This window comes from Sphingopyxis fribergensis, from assembly GCF_000803645.1.
GTDB lineage: Bacteria > Pseudomonadota > Alphaproteobacteria > Sphingomonadales > Sphingomonadaceae > Sphingopyxis > Sphingopyxis fribergensis.
This window is the reverse complement of sequence record NZ_CP009122.1, coordinates 691,460-713,622: the sequence shown is the minus strand read 5'-3', so window position 1 is coordinate 713,622 and position 22,163 is coordinate 691,460. Positions and strand designations below refer to the sequence as shown.

Sequence of the window (22,163 nt, the reverse complement as noted above, 5' to 3'; positions counted from 1 at the left end):
CTCCGACCGCAGACCCCATGATGTTTTCGCATCATGGGGTCTGTTCGTTTTGAGCGTGTGAGGCTAAAGGCGCGCCATGACTCAGACCGCACCCGCGCCCGCCTCCGTCATCACCCCCGAGATCGTCGCCGAACACGGCCTGTCTCCGGAAGAATATGATCGCGTCCTCGCCGCGCTCGGGCGCGAACCGAACCTTGTCGAACTCGGCATCTTTTCGGTCATGTGGTCCGAGCATTGCAGTTATAAAAGCTCACGCCTCCATTTGAAGAAGCTCCCGACCGAGGCGCCGTGGGTGATCTGCGGTCCCGGCGAGAATGCCGGCGTCATCGACATCGGCGAAGGGCCGGACGGCAAGAAGCTGGCCGCGATCTTCAAGATGGAGAGCCACAACCACCCCTCCTACATCGAACCCTATCAGGGTGCGGCAACTGGGGTCGGGGGCATTTTGCGCGACGTGTTCACTATGGGGGCGCGTCCGGTCGCGAATTTGAACGCGCTGCGTTTCGGCCGCCCCGACCATCCGAAGATGAAGCATCTCATCTCGGGCGTCGTCCACGGTATCGGCGGTTACGGCAATTGCGTCGGCGTCCCCACCGTCGGCGGCGAGGTCAATTTCCACAAGGCCTATGACGGCAATATCCTGGTCAATGCGATGACCGTCGGCGTTGCCGAGCAGGACAAGATTTTCTATTCGGCCGCATCGGGCGTCGGCAATCCGATCGTCTATGTCGGCTCGAAAACCGGCCGCGACGGCATCCACGGGGCGACGATGGCGAGCGCGGACTTCGGCGAGGATGCCGAGGAAAAACGCCCGACGGTGCAGGTCGGCGACCCCTTCACCGAAAAATTGCTGATCGAGGCGTGCCTCGAGCTGATGGCGTCGGACGCGATCGTTGCGATTCAGGATATGGGCGCCGCGGGCCTCACCAGCTCGTCGGTCGAGATGGCGTCGAAGGGCGGCGTCGGCCTCCACCTCAAGATGGACGATGTGCCGCAGCGCGAAACGGGCATGTCCGCCTATGAGATGATGCTGTCCGAATCGCAGGAACGCATGCTGATGGTGCTGAAGCCCGGCCGCGAGGATTTCGCCGCCGCGATCTTCCACAAATGGGAACTCGACTTCGCGGTCATCGGCACCGTCACCGATACGGGGCGCATGGTGCTGGAGCATCATGGTGAGATCGTCTGCGACATCCCGCTCGCCCCGCTCGCCGACGATGCGCCGCTCTATGACCGCCCGCACGTTCCGACCCCGAAGCAGCCCGAACTGACCAACGTCCCCGAGACGACGGACGTCGCCGCCGACCTCAAGACGTTGATGGGCACCCCCGACATCGCCAGCCGCCGCTGGATCTGGGAGCAATATGACAGCCAGGTCGGCGCCGACACGGTGCAGACCGGCGGCGACGCCGCGCTCGTCCGCATTCACGGCACCAATCGCGCGCTCGCGATGAGCACCGACTGCACCCCGCGCTATTGCTACGCCGACCCGGTCGAGGGCGGCAAGCAGGCGGTCGCCGAAACCTGGCGCAACATCAGCGCGGTCGGCGCCACCCCGCTCGCGATCACCAACTGCCTGAACTTCGCGAACCCACAGCGCCCCGAGATCATGGGCCAGATCGTCGGCTGCCTTGACGGCATGGCGCAGGCCTGCATCGCGCTCGACTATCCGATCGTCTCGGGCAACGTCAGCCTCTATAATGAGAGCAAGGCGACCGGCGGCGGCAGCGCGATCCTGCCGACCCCCGCGATCGGCGGCGTCGGCGTGATCGAGGATTGGAACAAGGCGGTCGGCATCGGCTTCAAGCGCACCGGCGACATCATATTAGCCGTTGGGGAGCGCGCCGGACACCTCGGCCAGTCGGTGTGGCTGCGCGAAATCCACGGCCGCGAAGAAGGCCCGCCGCCCGAGGTGAACCTCCGCTGCGAAAAGCGCACTGGCGACTTCATCCGCGGCGCGATCAACGCCGGCTGGATCACCGCCTGCCACGACGTGTCCGACGGCGGCATGGCGGTGACGCTTGCCGAAATGGCGCTGAAATCGAACATCGGCGTGCTGGTCAGCGAAGAACAGCCCTTCGGCGTCGCCGAAAGCTTTTTTGGCGAGGATCAGGGCCTTTATCTCGTCACCGTCTGCGACACCTGCCTCGCCGACTTCCTCGACGCCGCGGGGCGCGCCGACGTGCCGGTCGACCCGGTGGGCCGCACGATCAAGGACCGCATCGTCTTCGAACTGGAGGGCAGCGACCATCAGGTGACGCTGGCGGAACTTCGCGAAGCGCATGAGGGTTTCTTCCCGAAGCTGATGGGAGCCGACGCGGCACTCGCCTGACGCCTTTGTGAAAGAGGGGGGCCGATGAGCATCTATGTCGGAGTCGGAGGCTGGACCTTCGAACCGTGGCGCGGCCCGTTCTACCCCGCCGGGCTCGCGCACAAACGCGAGCTCGAATATGCCGGCCAGCATCTGACCGGGATCGAGATCAACGGCACCTATTATGGCAGCCAGAAACCCGAAACCTTCGCCAACTGGGCCGCATCGGTCCCCGACGGCTTCAAATTCAGCGTCAAGGCGTCACGTTTCACCACCAATCGCAAGGTTCTGGCCGATGGCGCCGGATCGATCGAGAAATTCTTGACGCAGGGGCTGACGCGGCTCGGCGACCGCCTGGGCCCGATCCACTGGCAGTTCATGGCGACGAAAAAATTCGATCGCGACGATTTCGCCGGCTTCCTCGATCTGCTTCCCGAGACGCAGGACGGGCTGAAGCTGCGCCACGCGATCGAGGTCCGCGACGAAAGCTTCCGCGATCCCGCCTTTGTCGACATGGTGCGCGAACGGAACATGGCGATCGTCTATGCCGACAGCGACGAATTTCCGTGCATCGACGAACAGACCGCCGATTTCACCTATGCGCGGCTTCAGCGCAGCCAGGAGGATGTCGAAACGGGCTATGACGCCGAAGCGCTCGACCATTGGGCCAAGCGCGCCAAGGCCTGGGCAGAGGGGGACCGCGACGTCTATCTCTTCTTCATATCGGGCGCGAAGGTTCGCAACCCGGCAGCAGCGCAGGCGCTGATCGCGAAGCTGGCGGAATGACGATCCTCCCTGTGGCGAAGCCATGGGGAGGTGGCAGCGCGAAGCGCTGACGGAGGGGCTCTAACGCGCCCCTTCACCACCCGCTATGCGGGCGTCCCCCTCCCCATCGCTACGCGACAGGGAGGATCTGGTTCAGGCCAGCGCAGCCTTGGCCGCAAGGAAATTATAAGGATCGATCCCGCGGTTGCGGTAGGCGCGGTGCGCTTCTTCATAGAGCGTCGGCTTGCCGATCCCCAGCCGCGCACGCGCGGCTTCGAGCGGTTCGGCGAGCAGCGAGCGGATGTCCTGTTCGATGATCGCCTTCGACGCCTTGCCGTGGCGCTGACCCTGACGGATCGCGCCGAACACCGGGGCGTCGGCCTTCACGCCGCGCTTCACTTCATAGCCGCCGGCATAGGCGATGAAGAAATTGCCGTAATTGCCCGTCTGGCCATAGGTGAAGCCGAGCACGCACTGTTCGCCGAGCGCGTCGCGGCCATAGCCGGTGAGGATGTGGAACAGGTCGTGCGTGTCGCGAAGGCGGTTCGAATACCATTGCACCTGGTCGTCGAACTTCGGACGGCCCATCTTGTCGGCTTCGGCAACAAGGCCCGCAGCCGACAGGCCTTCGCGGCGCATGAAGGTGACATAGGCGTGGCCGACGGTGCCTTCGGGCAGTGCGTCGATCCAGCTATGGTCGTCGAGCAGGTCGGGCAGATAGGGTTCGCGTTCCATCAGCTTCCGGCCGAAATCGCTTGTCACAAAGGCGCGCGCATCGTCCATGAACCCCTTGCGCGGCAAATTCTCGAAGATGTGGAACACCTGTTCGGTGTCTTCCTTGTCCGCGATCAGCTTGCGGAAGTGCTGGAACGCCTTGAACGGGCGGAACTTCTGCGGCTGGCGGTCGGGGTGGGAGAAGATGGTGGGGATCATGGCTGGTCTCGTTCGAATCAGGTGATGACGTCGAGATAGCATTACTGACATAGATGTCAATAGTAGGTTAAAGCACTGGACGGATTGGTGCGCCAGCCGTTATAGGTCGATAATACAGTGGAGGGCGATGTGCGCGAAGATCGACAAGTTCCGAACGAACGCCTCGTCACCCTCGACGCGCTGCGCGGCTTCGCAGTGATGGGCATACTGGCGATGAACATCGTCGCTTTTGCGATGCCCGAAATGGCCTATGTCTCACCCAAGGCCTATGGCGGCGAGACCGCCGCCGACCTCGCCGCCTGGGCGCTCGGCTTCATCCTGTTCGACGGCAAGATGCGCGGGCTGTTCTCGATCCTGTTCGGGGCGAGCATGCTCCTCATCATCGACCGGGCAGAGGCGTCGGGACAAGATCCGGGCTCGGTACATTATCGCCGTATGGCGTGGCTCGCGATCTTCGGGCTCTGCCATTATTTCTTCATCTGGTGGGGCGACATATTGTTCCTCTATGCCGCCGTCGGCTGCATCGCCTTCCGCTTCCGCGCGTGGGAAACGCGTCGGCTGATCAAATGGGCGATCGGCCTCTTCACACTCGGCGTGGTCGTGACCTCGCTGTTCTTCGGCGCGCAGCTTGCGGTGGGGAATGCGGCCGACAACCCCGCATCGCCGATGGCCGAGGCCGGGCGCGAGGTCCGCGCCGAATATGCCAGGATCGACGGCGAAGTGAGCGAGGAGCTCGCACTCTATCGCGGCCCCTATCTTCCGATCCTCGGCTCGCGGCTCGATACCGCAATCAATCCGTTCATCGGCGTGCTGATGACGATATTGGAGACACTGCCGCTGATGATGCTCGGCATGGCGCTGTTCCGGAACGGCTTCCTGACGGGCGCATGGTCGGCCGCCGACTATCGGCAGACGGCGCTGCGATGGCTGCCCCCCGGCGTGCTGTTGACGCTGCTCGTCGGCTGGATTCAGTGGCGGGCGAGCTTCGACTATCTCGTCGCGGTCAATGCCTTCATGGGGTGGGCGGGCCCCGGGCGGCTGATGATGACGATCGCCTATGCGGCCTTGCTCATGGTGTTGATCAAGGCGGCGGCGGGCGCGTCTTGGCTCGCACGCGTCGCGGCGACGGGCCGGATGGCCTTCTCCAACTATCTCGGCACCAGCATCGTGATGACGACGATCTTCTATGGCTATGGGTTGGGACTGTTCGGCGATGTCGACCGCTGGACGCTCTATCTTTTCTGCATCGGCATGTGGGCGATCATGCTGCTCTGGTCCAAGCCGTGGCTCGACCGCTTTCGCTATGGCCCGCTCGAATGGTTATGGCGCAGCCTGGCGCGCGGCCGACTGCAAATGATGCGTCAATAACCGACGGCGCGGTCGAACCCCGCAGGACGGCGTTGGACGAGCGGGTTGGCTTCGCGCTCGAGCGCGGCGAGCGTCTCTTCGAACAGCGGGCGCAGGGTGACGACGCGCGGCAGATATTCTTCGGGGCTGATCTGGCTTTCGACGCAGTGACGCGCAAACACCTCGATATCCTCGGCGAGTGCGCCGAGCTTTTCGCCGCCGAACTGACGCGCTTCGCTCTTCAGCGTGTGCGCGGGCATGACGAGACCGCGGGCGTCGCGGGCGCGCATCGCCTCTTCGATCGCGGCCACCGACTTGGTGCCGTCTTCGCGAAAATAGCCGAGAATCCGTACGAACGCCGCGCCCAGCTGGGTGCGCGTCGCGCGAAATTCATCCCAATCGACCAAGATTTCGTCCAATGCTTTCGTCCCTTGGTGTTCAAATTCGGTCGTGGTCCCAAGCCGTCCATGCCGAAGTTGGGTAAAAAAGAGGTTACGGTGTCAGGGAGCTTGAGGCGTAAGGCGCCCCATTTTGGATCAGCGGCGGACGCGCCAGCGACCCTCGTCGGCGGCGGAGGCAGAGTCGGTTTCAACCGACCAGCCATGTTCGCCCGCCATGGCCGTCACCTCGCGCCCGGCTTGCGGATCGTCGGCGATCAGCAGCACATCGGCCGCCTCGCGCATCGCGCGCGCGAGCCGCAGCGCGGGCCAGGGACAACGCATGCCGCGGGCATCGACGACCAGCGTCGACGCTTCATTCGTCATAGGGATTGCGCGAATTGCGGAAATTGAGGCGCACCGGCACGCCTTGAAACCCCAATTCCTTGCGCATGCCGTTGACCAGATAGCGCGTGTAGCTCCCAGGCAGGCTGTCGGTGCGGGTGCCGAAAACGACGAAGGTCGGCGGCCGCGTCCGCGCCTGCGTGATATAGCGCAGCTTGATCCGCTTGCCGCCCGGTGCCGGCGGCGGATTGTTTTCGACGGCGTTTTCGAACCAGCGGTTGAGCTTTGCGGTGGAGACGCGGTTGGTCCAGATCGCGCGCTGTTCGAACGCGACGCGCACCAGCGTGTCGATGCCCTTGCCGGTCGCGCCCGAAATGCTGAGCACCGGGACGCCCTTGACCTGGCTGAGCCCGTCTTCGAGCGCGCCGCGGACGCCGTTGAACAGCGACGAGGGATCTTCGGCAACGTCCCATTTGTTGAGCGCGACGATCAGCGCGCGGCCTTCCTGCAACACCCGGTCGGCGATGTGCAGATCCTGCGACTCCAAGCCCTTGGTGGCGTCGAGCAGCAGCACGACAACCTCGGCGAAATCGACCGCGTGAAGCGCATCGGCGACCGAGAGTTTTTCCAGCTTTTCGACCACCTTGGCGCGCTTGCGCATGCCCGCGGTGTCGAACAGCTGGATCTCATGGACCTCGCCGTCCTTCTCCCATTGCCAGTCGACGCGGATCGAATCACGCGTGATGCCGGCTTCGGGCCCGGTGATCAGCCGGTCTTCGCCGATCATTCGGTTGATCAGCGTCGACTTGCCCGCATTGGGGCGGCCGACGATCGCGAGCTTCAGCGGGCCGAGCGGCGCGTCTTCATCCTCTTCGTCGCCCCCATCTTCCCCGAGGCTGCCGCGCGGCGGCACCGCTTCGAACGCTGCGGCATCGAAGCCGTCGACGATCGGGCGCAGCGCGTCGAACAGGTCGACGATGCCCTCGCCATGCTCGGCGCTGAGCGCGATCGGATTGTCGAAGCCGAGCGAATAGCTCTCCATCAGGCCGTTTTCGCCCTGTTTCCCTTCGGCCTTGTTGACGACTAGGATGATCGGCGTGTCTTCGCTGCGCAGCCAGCGCGCGATTTCCTCGTCGAGCGGTGTCACGCCGGCACGGCCATCGATCATGAACAAAGCCGCGTCGGCCTCGCGCACCGCCTTTTCGGTCTGCACGCGCATTCGCCCCGGCAGCGTCGCCGCGTCATAATCCTCGAATCCCGCAGTATCGACGATGCGGAAATCGAGCCCGAGGAGATGGCCGTCGCCTTCGCGCCGGTCGCGCGTCACGCCGGGCTGGTCATCGACGAGCGCGAGGCGCTTGCCGACCAGCCGGTTGAATAGCGTCGATTTGCCCACATTGGGTCGGCCGACAATGGCAATCGTCGCGAGTCGCGACATGAAACTTATCCCTATTTTACCACCGGACCGCCCCGGCCCGGACGCTGGTTAGCGCCAGGCCGTGATCTGCCCGTCGTCCGCGAGGACATACAAAATATTGTTCGCGACCACCGGGGTCTGCGACAGCGGCGATTTGAATTCCGTCGAAGCCAAAAGCGATCCGTCGGTCGGCGAGAATTCCGACAATACGCCTTCGCTGTTGACGGAAATCAACCGACCGCCCGCTAGGATCGGTCCACTCCAGCGAATCGGATCCTTCTTTTTCTTTTCGGTTTCGACGCGGAAGCGTGCGAGCTGCTGGAGCCAGCGAACCTTGCCCGACCCGCGCGCGACGCACAGCAGCTTGCCGTCGTCGGTCATCGCATAGACCCACTCGCCCACCACATAGGGCGTCGAGATGCCGGCGATCGAGATTTCCCAGCTGCGCTGGCCCGTGACGAGCTCATAGCTCGCCATGCGGCCGCCCTGGCCGAGCGCGAAAACGCGGCCGCGGTCGACCACCGGATCGGCGTCGACGTCGGTCAGCGTCGAGACCGACAACGCCATCGAAGTGCGTGCGAGCGCGTCTTCCCAAAGGTCGCGGCCATTCTCGTAACGATAGGCCTGGACCTCGCCCGACGAGAAGCCGGCGACGATCGTCCCCTGCCCCGCCGCGGGCGATGCGGCGCCGAACACGCTGCCGGCCTCTGCCGACGCCGTCGCCTGCCACTGCACCGCGCCATCGGCGGCGTTGAGGGCGAAAATCTGGTTGTCCTGGCTGATCACATAGACGCCGCCGAACGCGATCGTCGGCGCGCCGCGGAGTGGGCCTGCCGGCTTCACCTTCCAGATTACCGATCCGTCGGCGACATTGAGCGCCGCGACGTCGCCGACGCCGCTCGTTGCATAGACGACATTGCCGTCGACCCCGGCACCGCCGCCGAACAGCGACGCCTTGAAATCCTTGCCCGTGCTGCCGATGGACGCGCTCCACAGCTTTGCACCCGTATCGGCGGCGAAGGCGGTGACCACGGCATCGGTATCGACGACGAACAGGCGGTTGTCGGCGATGACCGGCGATGCCGCGATGCGTTGCTTGTTGGTGCTGCCCGCGATATTGGCTTCCCACAGCTTGGTGCGCGTTGCTGCGAGTGCCGGATGGCCCATCGATTTCGATGCATTGCCTCCCGACTGCGCCCACGCCGCGTTGACTGCCGGTTCGGGCAGCACGACCGCGATCGACGCGGTGGCCGGATCGACCTTGACGCTGTTGTCGTTCGACAGAATCGACACGCGGTCGCCAACGGTCGGCGTCTTCGGCCCACCGTCGCCCTTGAACACACCACAGCCCGCGAGCGGCAGCGCGATCAGCGCCGCATAAATTCCGAAACGCGCATTCCGCATATTAATTGGCTTCCTCAGTCTTTGCGGCTGCCGCTGCCTTCGGCGCGGCACTACCTTTTTGGTCTTTCGCGGCGCTTTCGGTCGCCCGATCGGCAACCGCGTCAACGCCGAGCATGCCCGCCATCTGCACCGAACGCGATTGCAGCGACTTGGTGACGTCGGGCAATTTGGCGATGCGGCCGTACAAGGCGCCGGCCTGGTCGAACTGGCCCAGCTGATAATAGGCGGTCGCGGAGAGCTCGGCGGCGCTCGCGAACCAGCTCGACGCCGGATCCTTCGCATCGACCAGCGGCTTCATCCGCGCAATCACCACTTCGGGCTTCAGCGTGTCATATTCGAACGCCGTCTGGCGGATCAGCGCCAGGTCGCGGAGCGCCTGGTCGAGCTTGGTATCGGCGGCGACCTTCGCCATCAGGGCGGCGGCGCCCTTCAGGTCGCCCGACTGCGCCTTGATGTTCGCTTCCTGCATCTGCGCGACGGCGCGATAGGCGGGATTGCCTTCGGCCGCGAGCTTTTGCAGGTCGGTCGTCGCGGCGCGGGGCTGGTTGGTGCTCAGCTTTTCGAATGCCGCAATCAATTCCTCGGCCTGCTCGCCGCGCGCGGCATCCTGCCGGTGGTTCCAGAACAGATAGCCGCCGAACGCCAGCAAGGCGGCGAGGACGCCGCCGATGATCCAGCGGCCATAGCGTTGCATGATCGTATCGAGCCGGTCCTTGCGGACGGCTTCGTCGACTTCTTGCAACAGCGCGGCATCATTCGTCGGGCTCAGGGCCAATCAAACCTCCATAAACTCAATATTGGCCCGAGCTTTCCGCACGGCGCCGGCCGCTTCCTTAGCGACGGCGCTGAAAAACGCCAAGCGTTTCACTTTGGCGGATCGCCGAAGCTTCAACCTGCGTAGGTCTGATCCTCGGTCGGGAATGAACGAGACCTGACTTCGTCGGCATAGTCCTTGACCGCCCCGCTGACGACGCCCGCCATATCCTGATAGCGTTTGACGAATTTCGGGACACGGTCGAACATGCCGAGCATGTCGTCGGTGACGAGTACCTGGCCGTCGCACTGGGCCGACGCGCCGATCCCGATCGTCGGGCAATCGACCTTGTTCGTGATTTCGATCGCGATCGATTCGAGCACGCCCTCGATCACGATCGAGAAAGCCCCGGCCTGGGCGACCGCGACGGCATCTTCGACGATCGAGCGTGCTTCTTCCTCGCTCTTGCCGCGCACGCCATAGCCGCCAAGGATGTTGACCGCCTGCGGCGTCAGCCCGACATGCCCCATCACCGGAATGCCGCGCTGGGTGAGGAATTCGATCGTCGGAGCGAGCACCTTGCCGCCCTCGACCTTCACCGCAGCGGCGCCGGTTTCCTTGAGCAGCCGTGCCGCATTGTCGAACGCCTGCTGCGGGCTGCCCTCATAGCTGCCGAACGGCATGTCGACGATCACCGCGGCGTGATAGCTGCCGCGCACGACCGCGGCGCCGTGCAGCGCCATCATCTCCATCGTCACGCCGACGGTGTGCGGCAGCCCGTAGATCACCTGCGCCAGCGAATCGCCGACGAGCAGCATGTCGCAATGCGGGTCGAGCAGTTGCGCCATGCGGACGGTGTAGGCGGTGAGCATCACGAGCGGTTCGCCGCCCTTGCGCTGGCGGATACGCGGCACCGTCAGACGTTTCATCGGCTGCGGCGTCGGATTGGCGCGGCTGGTCGAGGTGTCGAAGGTGAGCGTTTTGGAGGTCGTGGACATGGCGCGGGGGTCTAGCCCGTCAGGGCCTCGAGCGAAAGGTCGAAGAAGGACAATGGCAATTTCGTTTTACTTTATGTTCAATATTTTTAACATTACGTCATCAATAACGAACATGAGAGAATCGGACGATGACATTTCGCGAGAAAATCGACTGGTTGACCATCATGGTCATCACCCTCGCCTTTGTCTGGTATGCGCTGGTCTATCCTTGGAGCCTTCGCGGCGTTTCCGCGCTTGCGGCGCAGGGGGGCCTGTTGCTGGTCGTTGCCGAACTGGTCCGGCTGGCAAGCCAGGTTGCCGCCTATCGGACCGGCGAATGAGCATCATCGCGACACGCTATCGCCGAGACTGGCATGGCTAAGCCGCCATTCTCCAACGATATCCGCACGCTACGCTTCCTTGCCGGCGAGATGACGCAGGGCGATCTTGGCGACCGCGTCGGGGTCACGCGTCAGACGATCGCCGCGATCGAGCAGGGCAAATATTCGCCATCGCTCGAGGTCGCGTTCCGCATCGCGCGCGCCTTCGGCAAACCGCTCGAGACCGTGTTCCAATGGGACGACGCCAAGGATTGACACGCCGCGGCCGCGCGGGCCCGGCCCACGCCTCTCCCCGGGGGTGTTGGGCCGGATTTCAGGCCGCGCTGAGCGCCGCGAGCTGTTCGTCGCTGAGGCGGAGGTCCAAGCTGCCCATCAACTCGTCCAATTGCTCCACCGTCGTTGCGCTGGCGATCGGCGCGGTCACACCCGGTTGCGCGGCGACCCACGCCAGCGCGATCTGCGAGAGGGTGGCGCCGGCTTCGGCCGCGATCCGGTCCATCACCGCGAGCACCGCCGGGCCTTTCCCGTCGAGATAGGGTTTGACGCGTGCCCCGCGCGGGCTTTTACCGAGGTCGTCGGCACTCCGATATTTGCCCGACAGATAACCCGAGGCGAGGCTGAAATAGGTCACGACGCCCAACCCCTCGTCGACGCAAAGCCGCTGCAGCGCGCCTTCATATTGGTCGCGGTCGAGCAGGTTGAGCTCGGGCTGCATCGCAGTGTAGCGCGGAAGGCCCTTATCGTCCGCCACGCGCAGCGCCTCGGCCAGACGTTCGGCCGAATAGTTCGACGCCCCGATCGCGCGCACCAGCCCCGCATCGACCAGTTCGGCAAAGGCGCCGAGTACCTCATCGAGCGGCACATCGGGATCGTCCTTGTGCGCGAAATAGAGGTCGATGACGTCGGTGCCGAGCCGGTCAAGCGAGCCCTGCGCCGCTTCGCGAATGCGGTCGGGCTTGAGGCCCCCTGGCATCATGCCGACCTTGGTTGCGATCAGCACTTGACCGCGCGCACCGCTTTGCTTCAGCCACGCGCCCATCACGCTTTCGGACTCGCCGCCCTTGTGCCCCGGAACCCACGCCGAATAGACGTCGGCGGTGTCGATCATCCCGCCGCCAAGCTCGACGAAGCGGTCGAGCACGGCAAAGCTCGCCTCGCGCCCCGCGGTCATGCCAAAGACATTACCGCCGAGGACGAAGGGCCGGATCGACAGGCCGCTGTTCCCCAATGCTCTTTCGGTCATTGCCCGCTCTCCTTCCGCACCGTTGCCACCGCTTCGCGCGGATTGTCGCTGAACAGGCCGTCGATGCCCGTCTTCAAATAAGCGGTGATTTCCCCCGCGAGGTCGCCGTGCGCCGCGGGATTGACCCCGCCCTTGTCGCCGAGCGGCAGAAAGTAATTTTCGCGGCGGAAGGTCCAGGGATGAACTTTCAGCCCCGCGGCATGCGCATCGCGTACCAGGTCGGTCGGCTTGCCCAGCCGGCCGAGCGCGCCGCGCGGGATCACCATCGCCTTGTTCGGGCCGATGCCGTCGGCATAGCCGGCGACCATCTTCAGCCCCGTGGGTGACGTCATGGCGGCATAGCTCGCGCCGGGCCGGTCGGCAGGGCCGCCCTCGGCATCCATCAGCTGGATCAAAGGCAGCTCGCTCTTGGCGCGCAGGTCCATCAGATTGCCGACCTCGAAGCTCTGGATGAACACCGGCGCGGCGCGGCCGCGATAACCGAAGCGATCGAGCACCCTGAGCAAGGGCCCCTCGTGCGGCAGGCCGATCGAGACGAAATAGCTCGGGTGCTTGGTTTCGGGATAGACGCCGACGGGCTTCGGCCGCCCCTTGTTCACTTCGGCGAGCAGGGTCAGGATTTCCTCGAAGGTCGGGATTTCATACTGGCCGTCATATTCAGTGCTGCGCAGCTTCGGCAGACGCTCGCGCGCGCGCAATGTCTTGAGTTCGGCGAGCGTGAAATCCTCGGTGAACCAGCCGGTGACCGTTTGCCCGTCGATCGTCTTCGTCGCCTTACGGCCCGCGAATTCGGGGTGCGCGGCGACGTCGGTCGTTTCCGAAATCTCATTCTCGTGCCGCGCGACGAGGATACCGTCCTTGGTCAGCACCAGGTCGGGCTCGATATAGTCGGCGCCAAGGTCGATCGCGAGCTTGTAGCCCGCCAGCGTATGTTCGGGGCGTTCGCCCGACGCACCGCGATGCGCGATCACGATCGGCGGCTTGCCATCGAGAGTGGGCTGCGCGGTCACCGGATCAGCCGTGCAGCCGGCGGACAGCAGGACGGCCAGCAGGGCCACAAGCGACCGGATCATGCTGCAAAACGCGCCTGCCAGTCGGCGGCCGAAAAGCCGACGCTGACCCCGTCCACACCTTCGACGACCGGGCGGCGGATCATTGCCGGCTGGTCGAGCATCAGGGCCTTCGCGGCCGCGGCGTCGAGCCCGTCCTTCTCTGCGTCGGGTAATTTGCGAAAGGTCGTCCCCGCCTTGTTGAGAAGCTTTTCCCAACCGAGTGCGTCGATCCAGCTCTGGAGCCGTGCCGCGTCGAGCCCATCCTTGCGCACGTCATGAAAGCGATAGGCGACACCCTGCTCGTCGAGCCAGCGCCGCGCCTTTTTCACCGTGTCGCAGTTCGAAATGCCATAAAGAATCATCGTCATGGACCAAGGACTAGCAGGGGCGGATTGCAGTTTCGAGGCCGAGAACGCGTCGGTTCAAGAAATTACCGACCGGTCGGCGATGCGCGTATTCGCGCTCGCCAATTTAACGCGCAAGGCCCGCGCGAAGCCTTCGTGGAGTGTGCCCGCGACGCCCGGATTGGCCGCCAGATAGGCACGCAAGGCCGCGGCAGGAACGAACCACAGCCGCGCATTGCTGCCGAGCGTAACCGTGCCCGTCGCATGCGTGCCGTCGAGCACCGTCGCCTCGCCGATCAGCGCGCCGTCCGACAGGCGCCCGACCTCGACGCCGTCACGCAAAATCGCCGCCTGACCCTCGGACAAATAGAAAAGGCTGGGGGCGGCCTGATTTTCGCGGATCAGCACCTCGCCGCGCTTTGCCGAAATCCAGTGCCCCTGATCGATCAGGTCGCGCGCGACCGCGGCGCCCAGTCCCGCAAAATGCTGGCGGCGCAATTCCTCGTCCTCAGCCGAAAACCGTATCTTCGTGCCGCGCAGCCACAGCCGCGCCAATATGCCGATATTGACCACAAGGATCGCGAGCACGAGCAGACTATATCCGACGCCGGGCCCGCGAAATAGAGCCAGCGGCAAGGCAACCAATGCCGCAGCGGCGAGGCCGATGCGGACATAGTCGATCCGCACGACAAAACTTGTCGCCAACAGGAGCGCCAAAGCTCCATAGAGGAACCATGCGGAATCGAAATTCGCCATAGCCAGTCGCTTCGCGTCGAGACCCAACCGCAGGTCATCGGGTGTATAACGTTGTCGATAGCCAAAAGCCTTGGTAGCGCGAGGGTAATCGCATTTCCGCAGCGCGTAATAAACTACCAGTTTTTGCCGCTTAAGAAAAGCATAGGTGCGCAAATGTCACGATAATGCTAATTTTCGGGTTTGGTCGTGCCGGAAACATTGCTTCCGCGCGGCATAGGCGCCATGTGGCGCTCGATTCGAACCGAAAAGACAGGCAGATGACGAAAAACTGGCAACCGCATAGCTGGCGCTCGCACGAGGCCCGCCAACTCCCGACCTATCGCGACGCCGACGCGCTCGCAGCGGCGGAGCGCGAGCTCAGCAATTATCCGCCGCTGGTTTTTGCCGGCGAGGCGCGCGATCTGACCGCCGAACTGGGCAAGGTTGCCGAGGGCAAGGCGTTCCTGCTGCAGGGTGGCGACTGCGCCGAAAGCTTTGCCGAATTTCATCCGAACAACATCCGCGACACGTTCCGCGTGCTGCTCCAGATGGCGGTCGTGCTGACCTTCGCGTCGAAAATGCCCGTGGTGAAGCTCGGCCGCATGGCGGGCCAGTTCGCCAAGCCGCGTTCGGCCGATCTCGAAGACATCGATGGCGTGTCGCTGCCGAGCTATCGCGGCGACATCATCAACGACATCGCGTTCGAGGAAGCGGGCCGCGAGCCCGACCCGCAGCGCATGGTCAAGGCGTATAACCAGTCGGCGGCGACGCTGAACCTGCTGCGCGCCTTCGCGAACGGCGGCTATGCCAACCTGCGCCAGGTCAACGCCTGGACGCACGACTTCATGGATCGCAGCCCGTGGGCGAAGAAATATCAGGAAACCGCCGCGCGGATTTCCGAAGCGCTCGCCTTCATGGAAGCGTGCGGCGTCACCCCCGAGACGGTGCCGCAGATCAAGGGCACCAGCTTCTACACCAGCCACGAAGCGCTGCTGCTCCCCTATGAGCAGGCCCTCACCCGTCAGGATAGCTTGACCGGCGGTTGGTACGACACGTCGGGCCACTTCCTGTGGGTCGGCGACCGCACCCGCTTCGAAGGTTCGGCGCATATCGAATATCTGCGCGGCATTGGCAATCCGGTCGGCATGAAGTGCGGCCCGAGCCTCGAGCCCGACGTGTTGCTGCGCCTGCTCGACACGCTGAACCCCAATCATGTCGCGGGGCGCATGACGCTGATCACCCGTTACGGCCATGACAAGATCGAGGCGCATCTGCCCAAGCTGGTGCGCGCGGTGAAGGAATCGGGCCACCCCGTCGTCTGGTCGTGCGACCCGATGCACGGCAATGTCATCAAGACGCCCAACGGCTACAAGACGCGTCCGTTCGAGCGCATCCTCGCCGAAGTGCGCGGCTTCTTCGCTGTGCACCGCGCCGAGGGCACGCATGGCGGCGGCATCCATATCGAAATGACCGGCCAGAATGTCACCGAATGTACCGGCGGTGCGATGGACGTGACCCAGATGGATCTGGCCGACCGCTACCACACGCATTGCGATCCGCGCCTGAACGCGGGGCAGAGTCTGGAGCTGGCGTTCCTGCTGGCCGAAATGCTCAATCAGGAAATGTCGGAGCGGGCGAAGCAGGCCGCTTAAAGGCCACTTTCGTCATTGCGAGCGAAGCGAAGCAATGACGATCTAGCGTTTTATTTGCCCGCCCAACGCTTCGTATCGGCAAATGCCCGGCCGATCGCGACATGCAGATCGGCATCCTCAGCCGCGCCGCCGAGCGGGATTTTGTCGGAGAAATTGTCGGCGGCGCTGTGATAATCGCTGCCGAGGAACGCTTCGAGCAGCTTCATGTCCGAAAAGCTGCCGCCGACCATCAGCGACGTGACGCCCTTGGCGCCCAGCGCCCAGCCGTCCTGCCGCTGGATGAAGGCATCGGCCTCGCCATCCTCATCGACCTTGCGGCCGAGCTTCGTCGCCGCCTCGCGCACCACCGCGTCATAAGCGGGCTTACCGCGACCGAGCGTCGCGACCGGCGTACCGCGCGGCGAAATGGCGATCGTGTCGATGTTGAGCGCGACGGTGATGTCGGAGAGCGGCACGACCGGATGATCGGCGAAATAATGCGCGCCGAGCAGGCCCTTTTCCTCGGCCGTCGTCGCCATGAAATAGATGTCGCGGTCGGGGCGAACGCCCGAACCCAGCCGCTTCGCGACCTCGATCAGCACGGCGATGCCGCTCGCATTGTCGACCGCGCCGTTGCAGATGCGGTCCGCCGCACCTTCGGGCGCGCAAATGCCCAGATGATCCCAGTGGCCGAGGAACAGCACCGCCTTGCCGTCGGGTTTCGCGCCGGGAAGCTTCGCGATCACATTATTGCTAGCGAAAGCGCGCGTGCTTGATGTCGCGGTGATGTCGGCGGTCACGGGCAAGACCGCGCCCTTATAATCGGGTGAGTTCGCGGCTTCGCGAAGCGCGGCGCCATCCTGCCCCGCCCTTTTGAGCAGCGCGTCGGCCGCCTCGAGCGACAGGAAGCCGCTGACCGGAGCGCCCGGCTTGGCGCTGGCAAGGCGCACTGACTTGGCGCCGGCGCTCTCGCGAAGCGCCTTCCAGGGTACGGCGTCGGTCGCGATGACGAGTACGGCTGTTGCGCCCGCATCGGCGAGCATCTGGCGCCGTTCACGATAGCGCGGCAGCTTGTCGCCGAAAGGCGCATTGTCAAACAACATGATCGCCAGCTTGCCCTTGACGTCGGCATTGACCTTGCCCGCGCCGTCGAGGCCATAGCCGACGAAGACGGCCGGAAGATCGGCAAGCGAGATCGATGCATCGCGGCTGCTCAGGATGATCCCGTCATCCTCCAGCGCGAAGTCGCGGCCGCCCACCTTGAACTTTGCGGTGCCGCCGAGCGACTGGGTCTCGACGAATGGCACCGGCTGGAGCCAGGGCGTTGTGCTGCCCGGGACCGCTTCGAGCCCCGCCTTCGCCCATTCGCCGACGATATAGGCGATGGTACGATCCTCACCCTCGGTCCCCGGCGCGCGGCCTTCGAACGCATCGCTCGCGAGGATCTTGATATGATCGGCGAGCTGAGCCTCGGTGATCGGCGCGTCGCCCTTCGCGGCCGCCGCCGAAGCAGCGGGAGCAATGGCAAGAAGGGCGATGGCCGCGACGGCGGCGTGGAAACGGGTGGTTTTCATGGCGCCGCCGCATGGCATTTCCGCTGCGGCCCGGCAAGGCGCGTTCGTCGAAAGACGAACGACGGCATCAGGCACGCCCAGCCCGTTCGAGCAGCGCCCGCGCCGCCGCGACATGCATATCCTCGATCATCCGGCCGTCGTGGCGCTGTGCTCCGCCAGTCGCTGCGGTCACCAGTGCCTCGGCGGCGGCGATCTCGCGCTCGGATGGAGCAAAGGCCGTGTTACAGGGATCGACCTGCGACGGGTGGATCAGCGTCTTGCCGTCGAAACCCAGCCGCCGGCCTTCGGCAGCCTCGGCCGCGAAACCCGCGGCATCGTCGATCGCATTGTAGACGCCGTCAAAACCCCAGACGCCGCCTGCGCGCGCGGCGAGCATGATCGCCTGGATGGCATGGCTCATCGCGCCGCGGTCCATTCCATCCGGCAGCTTCAATTCGTGCGCCAGATCGTTGAGCCCGGCGATAAGCCCGGCCACTGCCGGATCGGCGGCAATATCGCGCGCAGTATAGATCGCCGTCGGCGTCTCGATCATCGCGAAGATCGGCAGGCCAAGCCCGCGCAGCGGATCGAGATCGAGCGGCGCATCGACCTTGGGCAGCACCACGGCGTCGATGGCGAGCCCGGAAAGCGCCGCAATATCGTCGGCCTGTTCGGCCGCGCCCGTCGCATTCACCCGCACCGCGACGCGTTTGCCCGGAAAGCCCGCCGTCACCGCCGCACGCATCGCTTCGCGTGCCTCGGCCTTGCGATCCGCAGGCACCGCATCCTCCAGATCGATGATCAGCATGTCGGCGGCGAGCCCCGCCGCCTTGTCGAGCGCGCGCGCGTTCGAACCGGGGACATAGAGCAGCGAGCGCGGCGGATAGTCACTTGGGGTCATGCGCTTTTCTGTGGCGCAACCCCGCCATTGCCGCAATAAGGAAGCGGGTTTGCAAATCGCAATTTTGCAAAAGGGGATGATCGATGGAATTCGCACTTGCACTGGTTGTCTTGGCGCTGGTGTTCCTTGTCTGGGCGCTGACACCCGTCCGGCAGGGCTATGCCTATACGATCGAACGTTTCGGCCGTTACACGCACACCGCGCAGCCGGGGCTGAATTTCATCATGCCGATATTCGACCGCGTCGGTCGCAAGGTGAACATGATGGAACAGGTGCTCGATATTCCGGGTCAGGAAATCATCACCAAGGACAATGCGATGGTCGCGGTCGACGGCGTCGTGTTTTTCCAGGTGCTCGATGCCGCCAAGGCCGCCTATGAGGTCAGCGACCTGTATCTGGCGATCATGAACCTGACGACGACGAACCTGCGCACCGTCATGGGCTCGATGGACCTCGACGAGACCCTGTCGAAGCGCGACGAGATCAACCTGCGGCTGCTGCATGTGGTCGACGATGCGACGACGCCATGGGGGGTCAAGATCACCCGCGTCGAGATCAAGGACATCCGCCCGCCCGCCGACATCTCGAACGCGATGGCGCGGCAGATGAAGGCCGAGCGCGAAAAGCGCGCCAACATCCTCGAAGCCGAAGGCATGCGGGCGTCCGAAATCCTGCGCGCCGAGGGCGAAAAGCAGGGCCAGATCCTGCAAGCCGAGGGCCGCCGCGAAGCCGCCTTCCGCGACGCCGAAGCGCGCGAGCGCGAAGCCGAGGCCGAGGCGAAGGCGACGCAGATGGTCAGCGACGCGATCGCGGGCGGCAACTCACAGGCGATCAATTACTTCATTGCGCAAAAATATGTCGAAGCCGTCAGCCAGTTCGCAACCAGCCCGAACAGCAAGACGATCCTGTTCCCGGTCGAGGCGACGCAGTTGATCGGTACGCTGGGCGGCATCGGCGAACTCGCGAAGGACGCCTTCGAACGCAAGGGAGCCTGACATGCCCGATTGGCTGACCAGCATGGGGCCGCATTGGGCATGGCTGTCGCTCGGCGTGCTGCTCGCCGCCGCCGAGATCGTCGCGCCGGGCTTCTTCCTCATCTGGCTGGGCGGGGCGGCGATTGCGACCGGCGCTATTGCATGGATCGCGCCGATCTCGATTCCGCTTCAGCTCGGCATCTTCGCGGTGCTGTCCTTCATCTTCCTCTACGGCGCCCGCCGCTGGCTGAAGGCGAACCCGATCACGACAACCGACCCGCATCTCAACCAGCGCGGCGGCCGTCTCGTCGGCGAGGTGCTGACGGTGACCAGGGCGATCGAGGACGGGCGCGGCCGCGCCCGGGTCGGCGACGGCGAATGGCCGGTGCGCGGGCCCGATGTCGCCGAAGGGACGAAGGTTCGGGTCGTCAGCGCCGACGGCGGCGTGTTGGTGGTCGAGGCGGCCTAGCCACCCTTGGGCCGCGAATAAACCGCGACCACATGCCCCAGCGTGTCGCTTTCGCCGATACGGCGAAAACCGAGCTTTGCCGACACGCGTTCCGACGCGTCGTTATCGGGGTCGATAATGCAGCGCACTTCTTTGGCATCGAGGTTAGCGTCGGCCCAGCCGAGCGCTGCGGTCATCGCCTCGGTTGCATAGCCTGCCCCCCAATGATCGGCATCGAACGCCCAACCCGCTTCGGGCATTCCTTCAAGCTCGGCGATGCCGCGGCAGAAATAGCTGAGGCCGCCCATGCCGACGAGCGCGTCGCTCCCCCGGTCGGCGAAGACCCAATAACCGAAGCCGATCACGGGCCACAGTCCCGCCGAGCTCAGAAACTTGCCCCAGCTGACGTCGGGCGCACGCGGTTCGCCGCCGATAAAGCGCGTGACGCGTTCATCAGCCCACATGGTGATATGGACGTCCTTGTCGGACAGGCGCCCCGGCCGCAGGCGCAGACGGTCGGTTTCGATTAAGGGAGGCGATGTAAACATCGTGCCGATGTGCCGAAGCCCGACGAACGGGTCAATCGGGGATCAGATAATGGTCGAACAGGTCGTGCAGCACCGCGGTGCCGTCGACCTGCCCCTTCGCGCGCATGACGGCGAGCGTATCGACGCGCGCCAGCACGTCGACATGGCGAAGCACGCCATGATAGTGCGGCCGGTCGTGGAAATCGTGGAACAGGAAAACGCAGTCGGGTTTGCAGTGGATGATCGATTGCAACAGACAAGCGACGCGAAAGCGCCCGTCGATCAGCACCGCGTCGGGGCTGCCGTTCACATGGCGCCATATCTGGGTGTGATAGCGCGGCCAGTCGCGCATCCGGCTTTCGTCGGCGGGATAGCCCCATTCGGCGACCGGGCCGATGTCGGCGTGAAAGGGGTTGAATTCAACCACCTCGCGCGCGACGTCGGCCTGGACCTTGCCCAGCCAGACGGGGTCGCTATCGACGCTGACGATCCGGCGCACCTGCCGCGCCGCAACCAGCGTGCTGCCCCCGCACCCGAATTCGAGCAAGGAGTCGAGCCCGGCGAGCTGCAGTTCGAACTGCGTGATCTCGGCGGCGGTCATATGTGGTTGCATGGTCCCCTCCACATGTTGAGGGATATGGGACAAGGGTCGCGGCGTCCAGAGCCCGATGGACATGATCGGGCGTCGGTTTTGGGGTGGTGAGCGGACATCTCAAACTTCGTCATTCCCGCGAAAGCGGGAACCCAGTTGCGACGTCAGCTCGCTGGGTCCCCGCTTTCGCGGGGATGACGAAGTAAGAAGTAGAATGGCCACTTCTGGTCGCTTGCGGTCGTTCCAGACTGCGCCTTCCGCCTAGGCGGATCAGGCGGCCGCCACAGACAGTTCGGGCTTCGACGAGTGCGTCGGCATGATCGCGTCGGCATAATCGCTTTCATATTTCTTGATCAGCCCGCGGTCGTCATGGTTCCACGGATGGAACCCCGGCATAAAATAGCTGAGCCAGGGCAGGAAGCTGCGGCGCAATATGCCAGGCTTGCCGAGCAGGTACCACCAGATGCGCGCTGTGACGCGCCAACCGGTCAGGCCATCCTGCTTCAACAGCGCCTTCATGCCCTTCACCCGCTTCGGCCAGAAACGCGAGGTGACGAGCAGCATCATCAGCGACTTGGCGCGCCAGCGCCTGAAGCGGCTCCAGCCCTTCGTTGCGTGGAGCCAGGTGTCATAGGCGACGCCCTTATGCTCGATTTCCTCGATCGCATGCCATTTCCACAAGGCCGCCCATTCGGGTTCAGCACCCGCGTACATGCTCTCGTCGCGCAGCATCACCGCAGCCATCATCGCGGTATAATGTTCGAGCGCGATCGTCGCCATCAGGTTGACGATCTGCGGGCGCGTCTTGATCAGGTCAAGGACCTGATTCACGTCGGCTTCGAGTTCGGAGAGGTCATAGCCCGCCTCCGCCGCCTTCTTGTTGAAGACGACATGCTCGCGGCTGTGGATCACTTCCTGCTGGGTGAAGGCACGGATTTCGCTCGCCAATTTCTCGTCGACCCCGTCGCGGTGCGCCTTCACCGCTTCGATGAACATCGCCTCCCCGCGCGGAAAGGTCACCGACAGCGCGGTGTGGAAGGCCGATGCGATCGGATCGCCATTGAGCCACCAGCGGCCTTGCCGATCGTCGCGGCCAAAGCGCATGTCGCGCGGGGTGATCGACAAATCGTGCGGGGTCGGCGTGTGCGAAAGACTGGACATATGGCTCATACCGTCGAAAAGGGTCGCTGGG

The 22,163-nt window shown here is 64.4% G+C and carries 24 protein-coding genes; 8 read left to right on the top strand and 16 right to left on the bottom strand.

What is annotated here, in order from left to right:
- Nucleotides 1-76: 76 nt before the first annotated feature.
- Complete coding sequence (gene purL / locus SKP52_RS03435) at nt 77-2,332, top strand: phosphoribosylformylglycinamidine synthase subunit PurL (protein WP_039571774.1); 2,256 nt, start codon at nt 77-79, stop codon at nt 2,330-2,332.
- Between the two features lie 24 nt (nt 2,333-2,356).
- Nucleotides 2,357-3,097: a DUF72 domain-containing protein gene (locus tag SKP52_RS03430; RefSeq protein ID WP_039571772.1), complete on the top strand. Its 741-nt coding sequence runs from the start codon at nt 2,357-2,359 to the stop codon at nt 3,095-3,097.
- A gap of 132 nt (nt 3,098-3,229) precedes the next feature.
- On the opposite strand, the gene SKP52_RS03425 is transcribed toward SKP52_RS03430, so the two are convergent.
- Nucleotides 3,230-4,009, bottom strand: a complete 780-nt coding sequence (locus tag SKP52_RS03425) for a Coq4 family protein (protein WP_039571769.1) — start codon at nt 4,007-4,009, stop codon at nt 3,230-3,232.
- A gap of 129 nt (nt 4,010-4,138) precedes the next feature.
- On the opposite strand from SKP52_RS03425, the gene SKP52_RS03420 reads away from it, so the two are divergent.
- Nucleotides 4,139-5,377 carry a DUF418 domain-containing protein gene (locus tag SKP52_RS03420; RefSeq protein ID WP_039579605.1) on the top strand — a complete coding sequence of 413 codons (1,239 nt, stop codon included), beginning with the start codon at nt 4,139-4,141 and terminating at the stop codon, nt 5,375-5,377.
- Here SKP52_RS03420 and SKP52_RS03415 read toward each other — a convergent pair.
- From SKP52_RS03415 to panB, 6 genes are all read right to left on the bottom strand, one after another.
- A complete protein-coding gene (locus SKP52_RS03415; RefSeq protein WP_187337278.1) occupies nt 5,371-5,775 on the bottom strand; it encodes an Hpt domain-containing protein in 405 nt (134 codons plus the stop codon). The two genes, SKP52_RS03420 and SKP52_RS03415, sit on opposite strands and share 7 nt — an antisense overlap.
- 117 nt (nt 5,776-5,892) lie before the next feature.
- Nucleotides 5,893-6,120, bottom strand: coding sequence for a sulfurtransferase TusA family protein (locus SKP52_RS03410; protein WP_039571766.1), 228 nt, complete (start codon nt 6,118-6,120; stop codon nt 5,893-5,895).
- Nucleotides 6,110-7,516 carry a ribosome biogenesis GTPase Der gene (der, locus tag SKP52_RS03405; RefSeq protein WP_039571763.1) on the bottom strand — a complete coding sequence of 469 codons (1,407 nt, stop codon included), beginning with the start codon at nt 7,514-7,516 and terminating at the stop codon, nt 6,110-6,112. Before der ends, SKP52_RS03410 begins: the two co-directional genes overlap by 11 nt.
- A gap of 48 nt (nt 7,517-7,564) precedes the next feature.
- Complete coding sequence (locus SKP52_RS03400) at nt 7,565-8,899, bottom strand: outer membrane protein assembly factor BamB family protein (RefSeq protein ID WP_039571760.1); 1,335 nt, start codon at nt 8,897-8,899, stop codon at nt 7,565-7,567.
- A 1-nt stretch (nt 8,900) separates the two neighbouring features.
- The gene (locus SKP52_RS03395; protein WP_039571755.1) at nt 8,901-9,674 is read right to left on the bottom strand and encodes a tetratricopeptide repeat protein; all 774 of its coding nucleotides are present in this window, start codon (nt 9,672-9,674) and stop codon (nt 8,901-8,903) included.
- Nucleotides 9,675-9,787: 113 nt separating this feature from the next.
- On the bottom strand, nt 9,788-10,651 hold the full coding sequence (panB, locus tag SKP52_RS03390) for a 3-methyl-2-oxobutanoate hydroxymethyltransferase (protein ID WP_039571754.1): 864 nt from the start codon (nt 10,649-10,651) through the stop codon (nt 9,788-9,790).
- 128 nt (nt 10,652-10,779) lie between these two features.
- On the opposite strand from panB, the gene SKP52_RS03385 reads away from it, so the two are divergent.
- Nucleotides 10,780-10,971 (top strand): hypothetical protein, encoded by a 192-nt coding sequence (locus SKP52_RS03385; protein WP_039571752.1) that lies wholly within the window; start codon nt 10,780-10,782, stop codon nt 10,969-10,971.
- Nucleotides 10,972-11,004: 33 nt separating this feature from the next.
- Nucleotides 11,005-11,226 carry a helix-turn-helix transcriptional regulator gene (locus tag SKP52_RS03380; RefSeq protein ID WP_039571751.1) on the top strand — a complete coding sequence of 74 codons (222 nt, stop codon included), beginning with the start codon at nt 11,005-11,007 and terminating at the stop codon, nt 11,224-11,226.
- Between the two features lie 58 nt (nt 11,227-11,284).
- On the opposite strand, the gene SKP52_RS03375 is transcribed toward SKP52_RS03380, so the two are convergent.
- Genes SKP52_RS03375 through SKP52_RS03360 form a run of 4 tightly spaced genes read right to left on the bottom strand, consistent with a single transcriptional unit; the run spans nt 11,285 to nt 14,366 of the window.
- A complete protein-coding gene (locus tag SKP52_RS03375; RefSeq protein ID WP_039571750.1) occupies nt 11,285-12,214 on the bottom strand; it encodes an aldo/keto reductase in 930 nt (309 codons plus the stop codon).
- On the bottom strand, nt 12,211-13,287 hold the full coding sequence (locus tag SKP52_RS03370) for a glycerophosphodiester phosphodiesterase (protein WP_039571748.1): 1,077 nt from the start codon (nt 13,285-13,287) through the stop codon (nt 12,211-12,213). The genes SKP52_RS03375 and SKP52_RS03370 overlap by 4 nt, the downstream gene beginning before the upstream one ends.
- Nucleotides 13,284-13,634 (bottom strand): ArsC family reductase, encoded by a 351-nt coding sequence (locus SKP52_RS03365; protein ID WP_187337277.1) that lies wholly within the window; start codon nt 13,632-13,634, stop codon nt 13,284-13,286. Before SKP52_RS03365 ends, SKP52_RS03370 begins: the two co-directional genes overlap by 4 nt.
- Nucleotides 13,635-13,688: 54 nt before the next feature.
- On the bottom strand, nt 13,689-14,366 hold the full coding sequence (locus SKP52_RS03360) for a Crp/Fnr family transcriptional regulator (protein ID WP_039579596.1): 678 nt from the start codon (nt 14,364-14,366) through the stop codon (nt 13,689-13,691).
- Nucleotides 14,367-14,623: 257 nt separating this feature from the next.
- Here SKP52_RS03360 and SKP52_RS03355 point away from each other — a divergent pair, with 257 nt between their 5' ends.
- Nucleotides 14,624-15,997 (top strand): class II 3-deoxy-7-phosphoheptulonate synthase, encoded by a 1,374-nt coding sequence (locus SKP52_RS03355; protein ID WP_039579593.1) that lies wholly within the window; start codon nt 14,624-14,626, stop codon nt 15,995-15,997.
- 50 nt (nt 15,998-16,047) lie between these two features.
- Here the strand turns inward: SKP52_RS03355 and SKP52_RS03350 are convergent, their stop codons facing one another.
- Complete coding sequence (locus SKP52_RS03350; protein WP_228383806.1) at nt 16,048-17,550, bottom strand: M28 family peptidase; 1,503 nt, start codon at nt 17,548-17,550, stop codon at nt 16,048-16,050.
- Between the two features lie 67 nt (nt 17,551-17,617).
- Nucleotides 17,618-18,430, bottom strand: a complete 813-nt coding sequence (locus SKP52_RS03345) for an HpcH/HpaI aldolase/citrate lyase family protein (RefSeq protein WP_039571746.1) — start codon at nt 18,428-18,430, stop codon at nt 17,618-17,620.
- Between the two features lie 83 nt (nt 18,431-18,513).
- On the opposite strand from SKP52_RS03345, the gene SKP52_RS03340 reads away from it, so the two are divergent.
- Complete coding sequence (locus tag SKP52_RS03340; RefSeq protein WP_039571743.1) at nt 18,514-19,425, top strand: SPFH domain-containing protein; 912 nt, start codon at nt 18,514-18,516, stop codon at nt 19,423-19,425.
- Nucleotide 19,426: 1 nt separating this feature from the next.
- Complete coding sequence (locus tag SKP52_RS03335) at nt 19,427-19,873, top strand: NfeD family protein (protein ID WP_039571740.1); 447 nt, start codon at nt 19,427-19,429, stop codon at nt 19,871-19,873.
- On the opposite strand, the gene SKP52_RS03330 is transcribed toward SKP52_RS03335, so the two are convergent.
- The 3 genes from SKP52_RS03330 to SKP52_RS03320 form a co-directional block, all read right to left on the bottom strand.
- Nucleotides 19,870-20,400 carry a GNAT family N-acetyltransferase gene (locus tag SKP52_RS03330; protein ID WP_039571737.1) on the bottom strand — a complete coding sequence of 177 codons (531 nt, stop codon included), beginning with the start codon at nt 20,398-20,400 and terminating at the stop codon, nt 19,870-19,872. The two genes, SKP52_RS03335 and SKP52_RS03330, sit on opposite strands and share 4 nt — an antisense overlap.
- A gap of 31 nt (nt 20,401-20,431) precedes the next feature.
- Nucleotides 20,432-20,992, bottom strand: coding sequence for a hypothetical protein (locus SKP52_RS03325; protein WP_039571736.1), 561 nt, complete (start codon nt 20,990-20,992; stop codon nt 20,432-20,434).
- Between the two features lie 249 nt (nt 20,993-21,241).
- On the bottom strand, nt 21,242-22,132 hold the full coding sequence (locus SKP52_RS03320; protein ID WP_039579584.1) for a metal-dependent hydrolase: 891 nt from the start codon (nt 22,130-22,132) through the stop codon (nt 21,242-21,244).
- Nucleotides 22,133-22,163: the final 31 nt, after the last annotated feature.

Bases quoted from the DNA above. Each gene is read 5' to 3' on its own strand.
- purL (WP_039571774.1), top strand. From the start codon at position 77: ATGACTCAGACCGCACCCGCGCCCGCCTCCGTCATCACCCCCGAGATC.
- SKP52_RS03430 (WP_039571772.1), top strand. From the start codon at position 2,357: ATGAGCATCTATGTCGGAGTCGGAGGCTGGACCTTCGAACCGTGGCGC.
- SKP52_RS03425 (WP_039571769.1), bottom strand. From the start codon at position 4,009: ATGATCCCCACCATCTTCTCCCACCCCGACCGCCAGCCGCAGAAGTTC.
- SKP52_RS03410 (WP_039571766.1), bottom strand. From the start codon at position 6,120: ATGACGAATGAAGCGTCGACGCTGGTCGTCGATGCCCGCGGCATGCGT.
- der (WP_039571763.1), bottom strand. From the start codon at position 7,516: ATGTCGCGACTCGCGACGATTGCCATTGTCGGCCGACCCAATGTGGGC.
- SKP52_RS03400 (WP_039571760.1), bottom strand. From the start codon at position 8,899: ATGCGGAATGCGCGTTTCGGAATTTATGCGGCGCTGATCGCGCTGCCG.
- panB (WP_039571754.1), bottom strand. From the start codon at position 10,651: ATGTCCACGACCTCCAAAACGCTCACCTTCGACACCTCGACCAGCCGC.
- SKP52_RS03385 (WP_039571752.1), top strand. From the start codon at position 10,780: ATGACATTTCGCGAGAAAATCGACTGGTTGACCATCATGGTCATCACC.
- SKP52_RS03380 (WP_039571751.1), top strand. From the start codon at position 11,005: ATGGCTAAGCCGCCATTCTCCAACGATATCCGCACGCTACGCTTCCTT.
- SKP52_RS03375 (WP_039571750.1), bottom strand. From the start codon at position 12,214: ATGACCGAAAGAGCATTGGGGAACAGCGGCCTGTCGATCCGGCCCTTC.
- SKP52_RS03370 (WP_039571748.1), bottom strand. From the start codon at position 13,287: ATGATCCGGTCGCTTGTGGCCCTGCTGGCCGTCCTGCTGTCCGCCGGC.
- SKP52_RS03365 (WP_187337277.1), bottom strand. From the start codon at position 13,634: ATGACGATGATTCTTTATGGCATTTCGAACTGCGACACGGTGAAAAAG.
- SKP52_RS03360 (WP_039579596.1), bottom strand. From the start codon at position 14,366: ATGGCGAATTTCGATTCCGCATGGTTCCTCTATGGAGCTTTGGCGCTC.
- SKP52_RS03355 (WP_039579593.1), top strand. From the start codon at position 14,624: ATGACGAAAAACTGGCAACCGCATAGCTGGCGCTCGCACGAGGCCCGC.
- SKP52_RS03350 (WP_228383806.1), bottom strand. From the start codon at position 17,550: ATGAAAACCACCCGTTTCCACGCCGCCGTCGCGGCCATCGCCCTTCTT.
- SKP52_RS03345 (WP_039571746.1), bottom strand. From the start codon at position 18,430: ATGACCCCAAGTGACTATCCGCCGCGCTCGCTGCTCTATGTCCCCGGT.
- SKP52_RS03340 (WP_039571743.1), top strand. From the start codon at position 18,514: ATGGAATTCGCACTTGCACTGGTTGTCTTGGCGCTGGTGTTCCTTGTC.
- SKP52_RS03335 (WP_039571740.1), top strand. From the start codon at position 19,427: ATGCCCGATTGGCTGACCAGCATGGGGCCGCATTGGGCATGGCTGTCG.
- SKP52_RS03330 (WP_039571737.1), bottom strand. From the start codon at position 20,400: ATGTTTACATCGCCTCCCTTAATCGAAACCGACCGTCTGCGCCTGCGG.
- SKP52_RS03325 (WP_039571736.1), bottom strand. From the start codon at position 20,992: ATGCAACCACATATGACCGCCGCCGAGATCACGCAGTTCGAACTGCAG.
- SKP52_RS03320 (WP_039579584.1), bottom strand. From the start codon at position 22,132: ATGTCCAGTCTTTCGCACACGCCGACCCCGCACGATTTGTCGATCACC.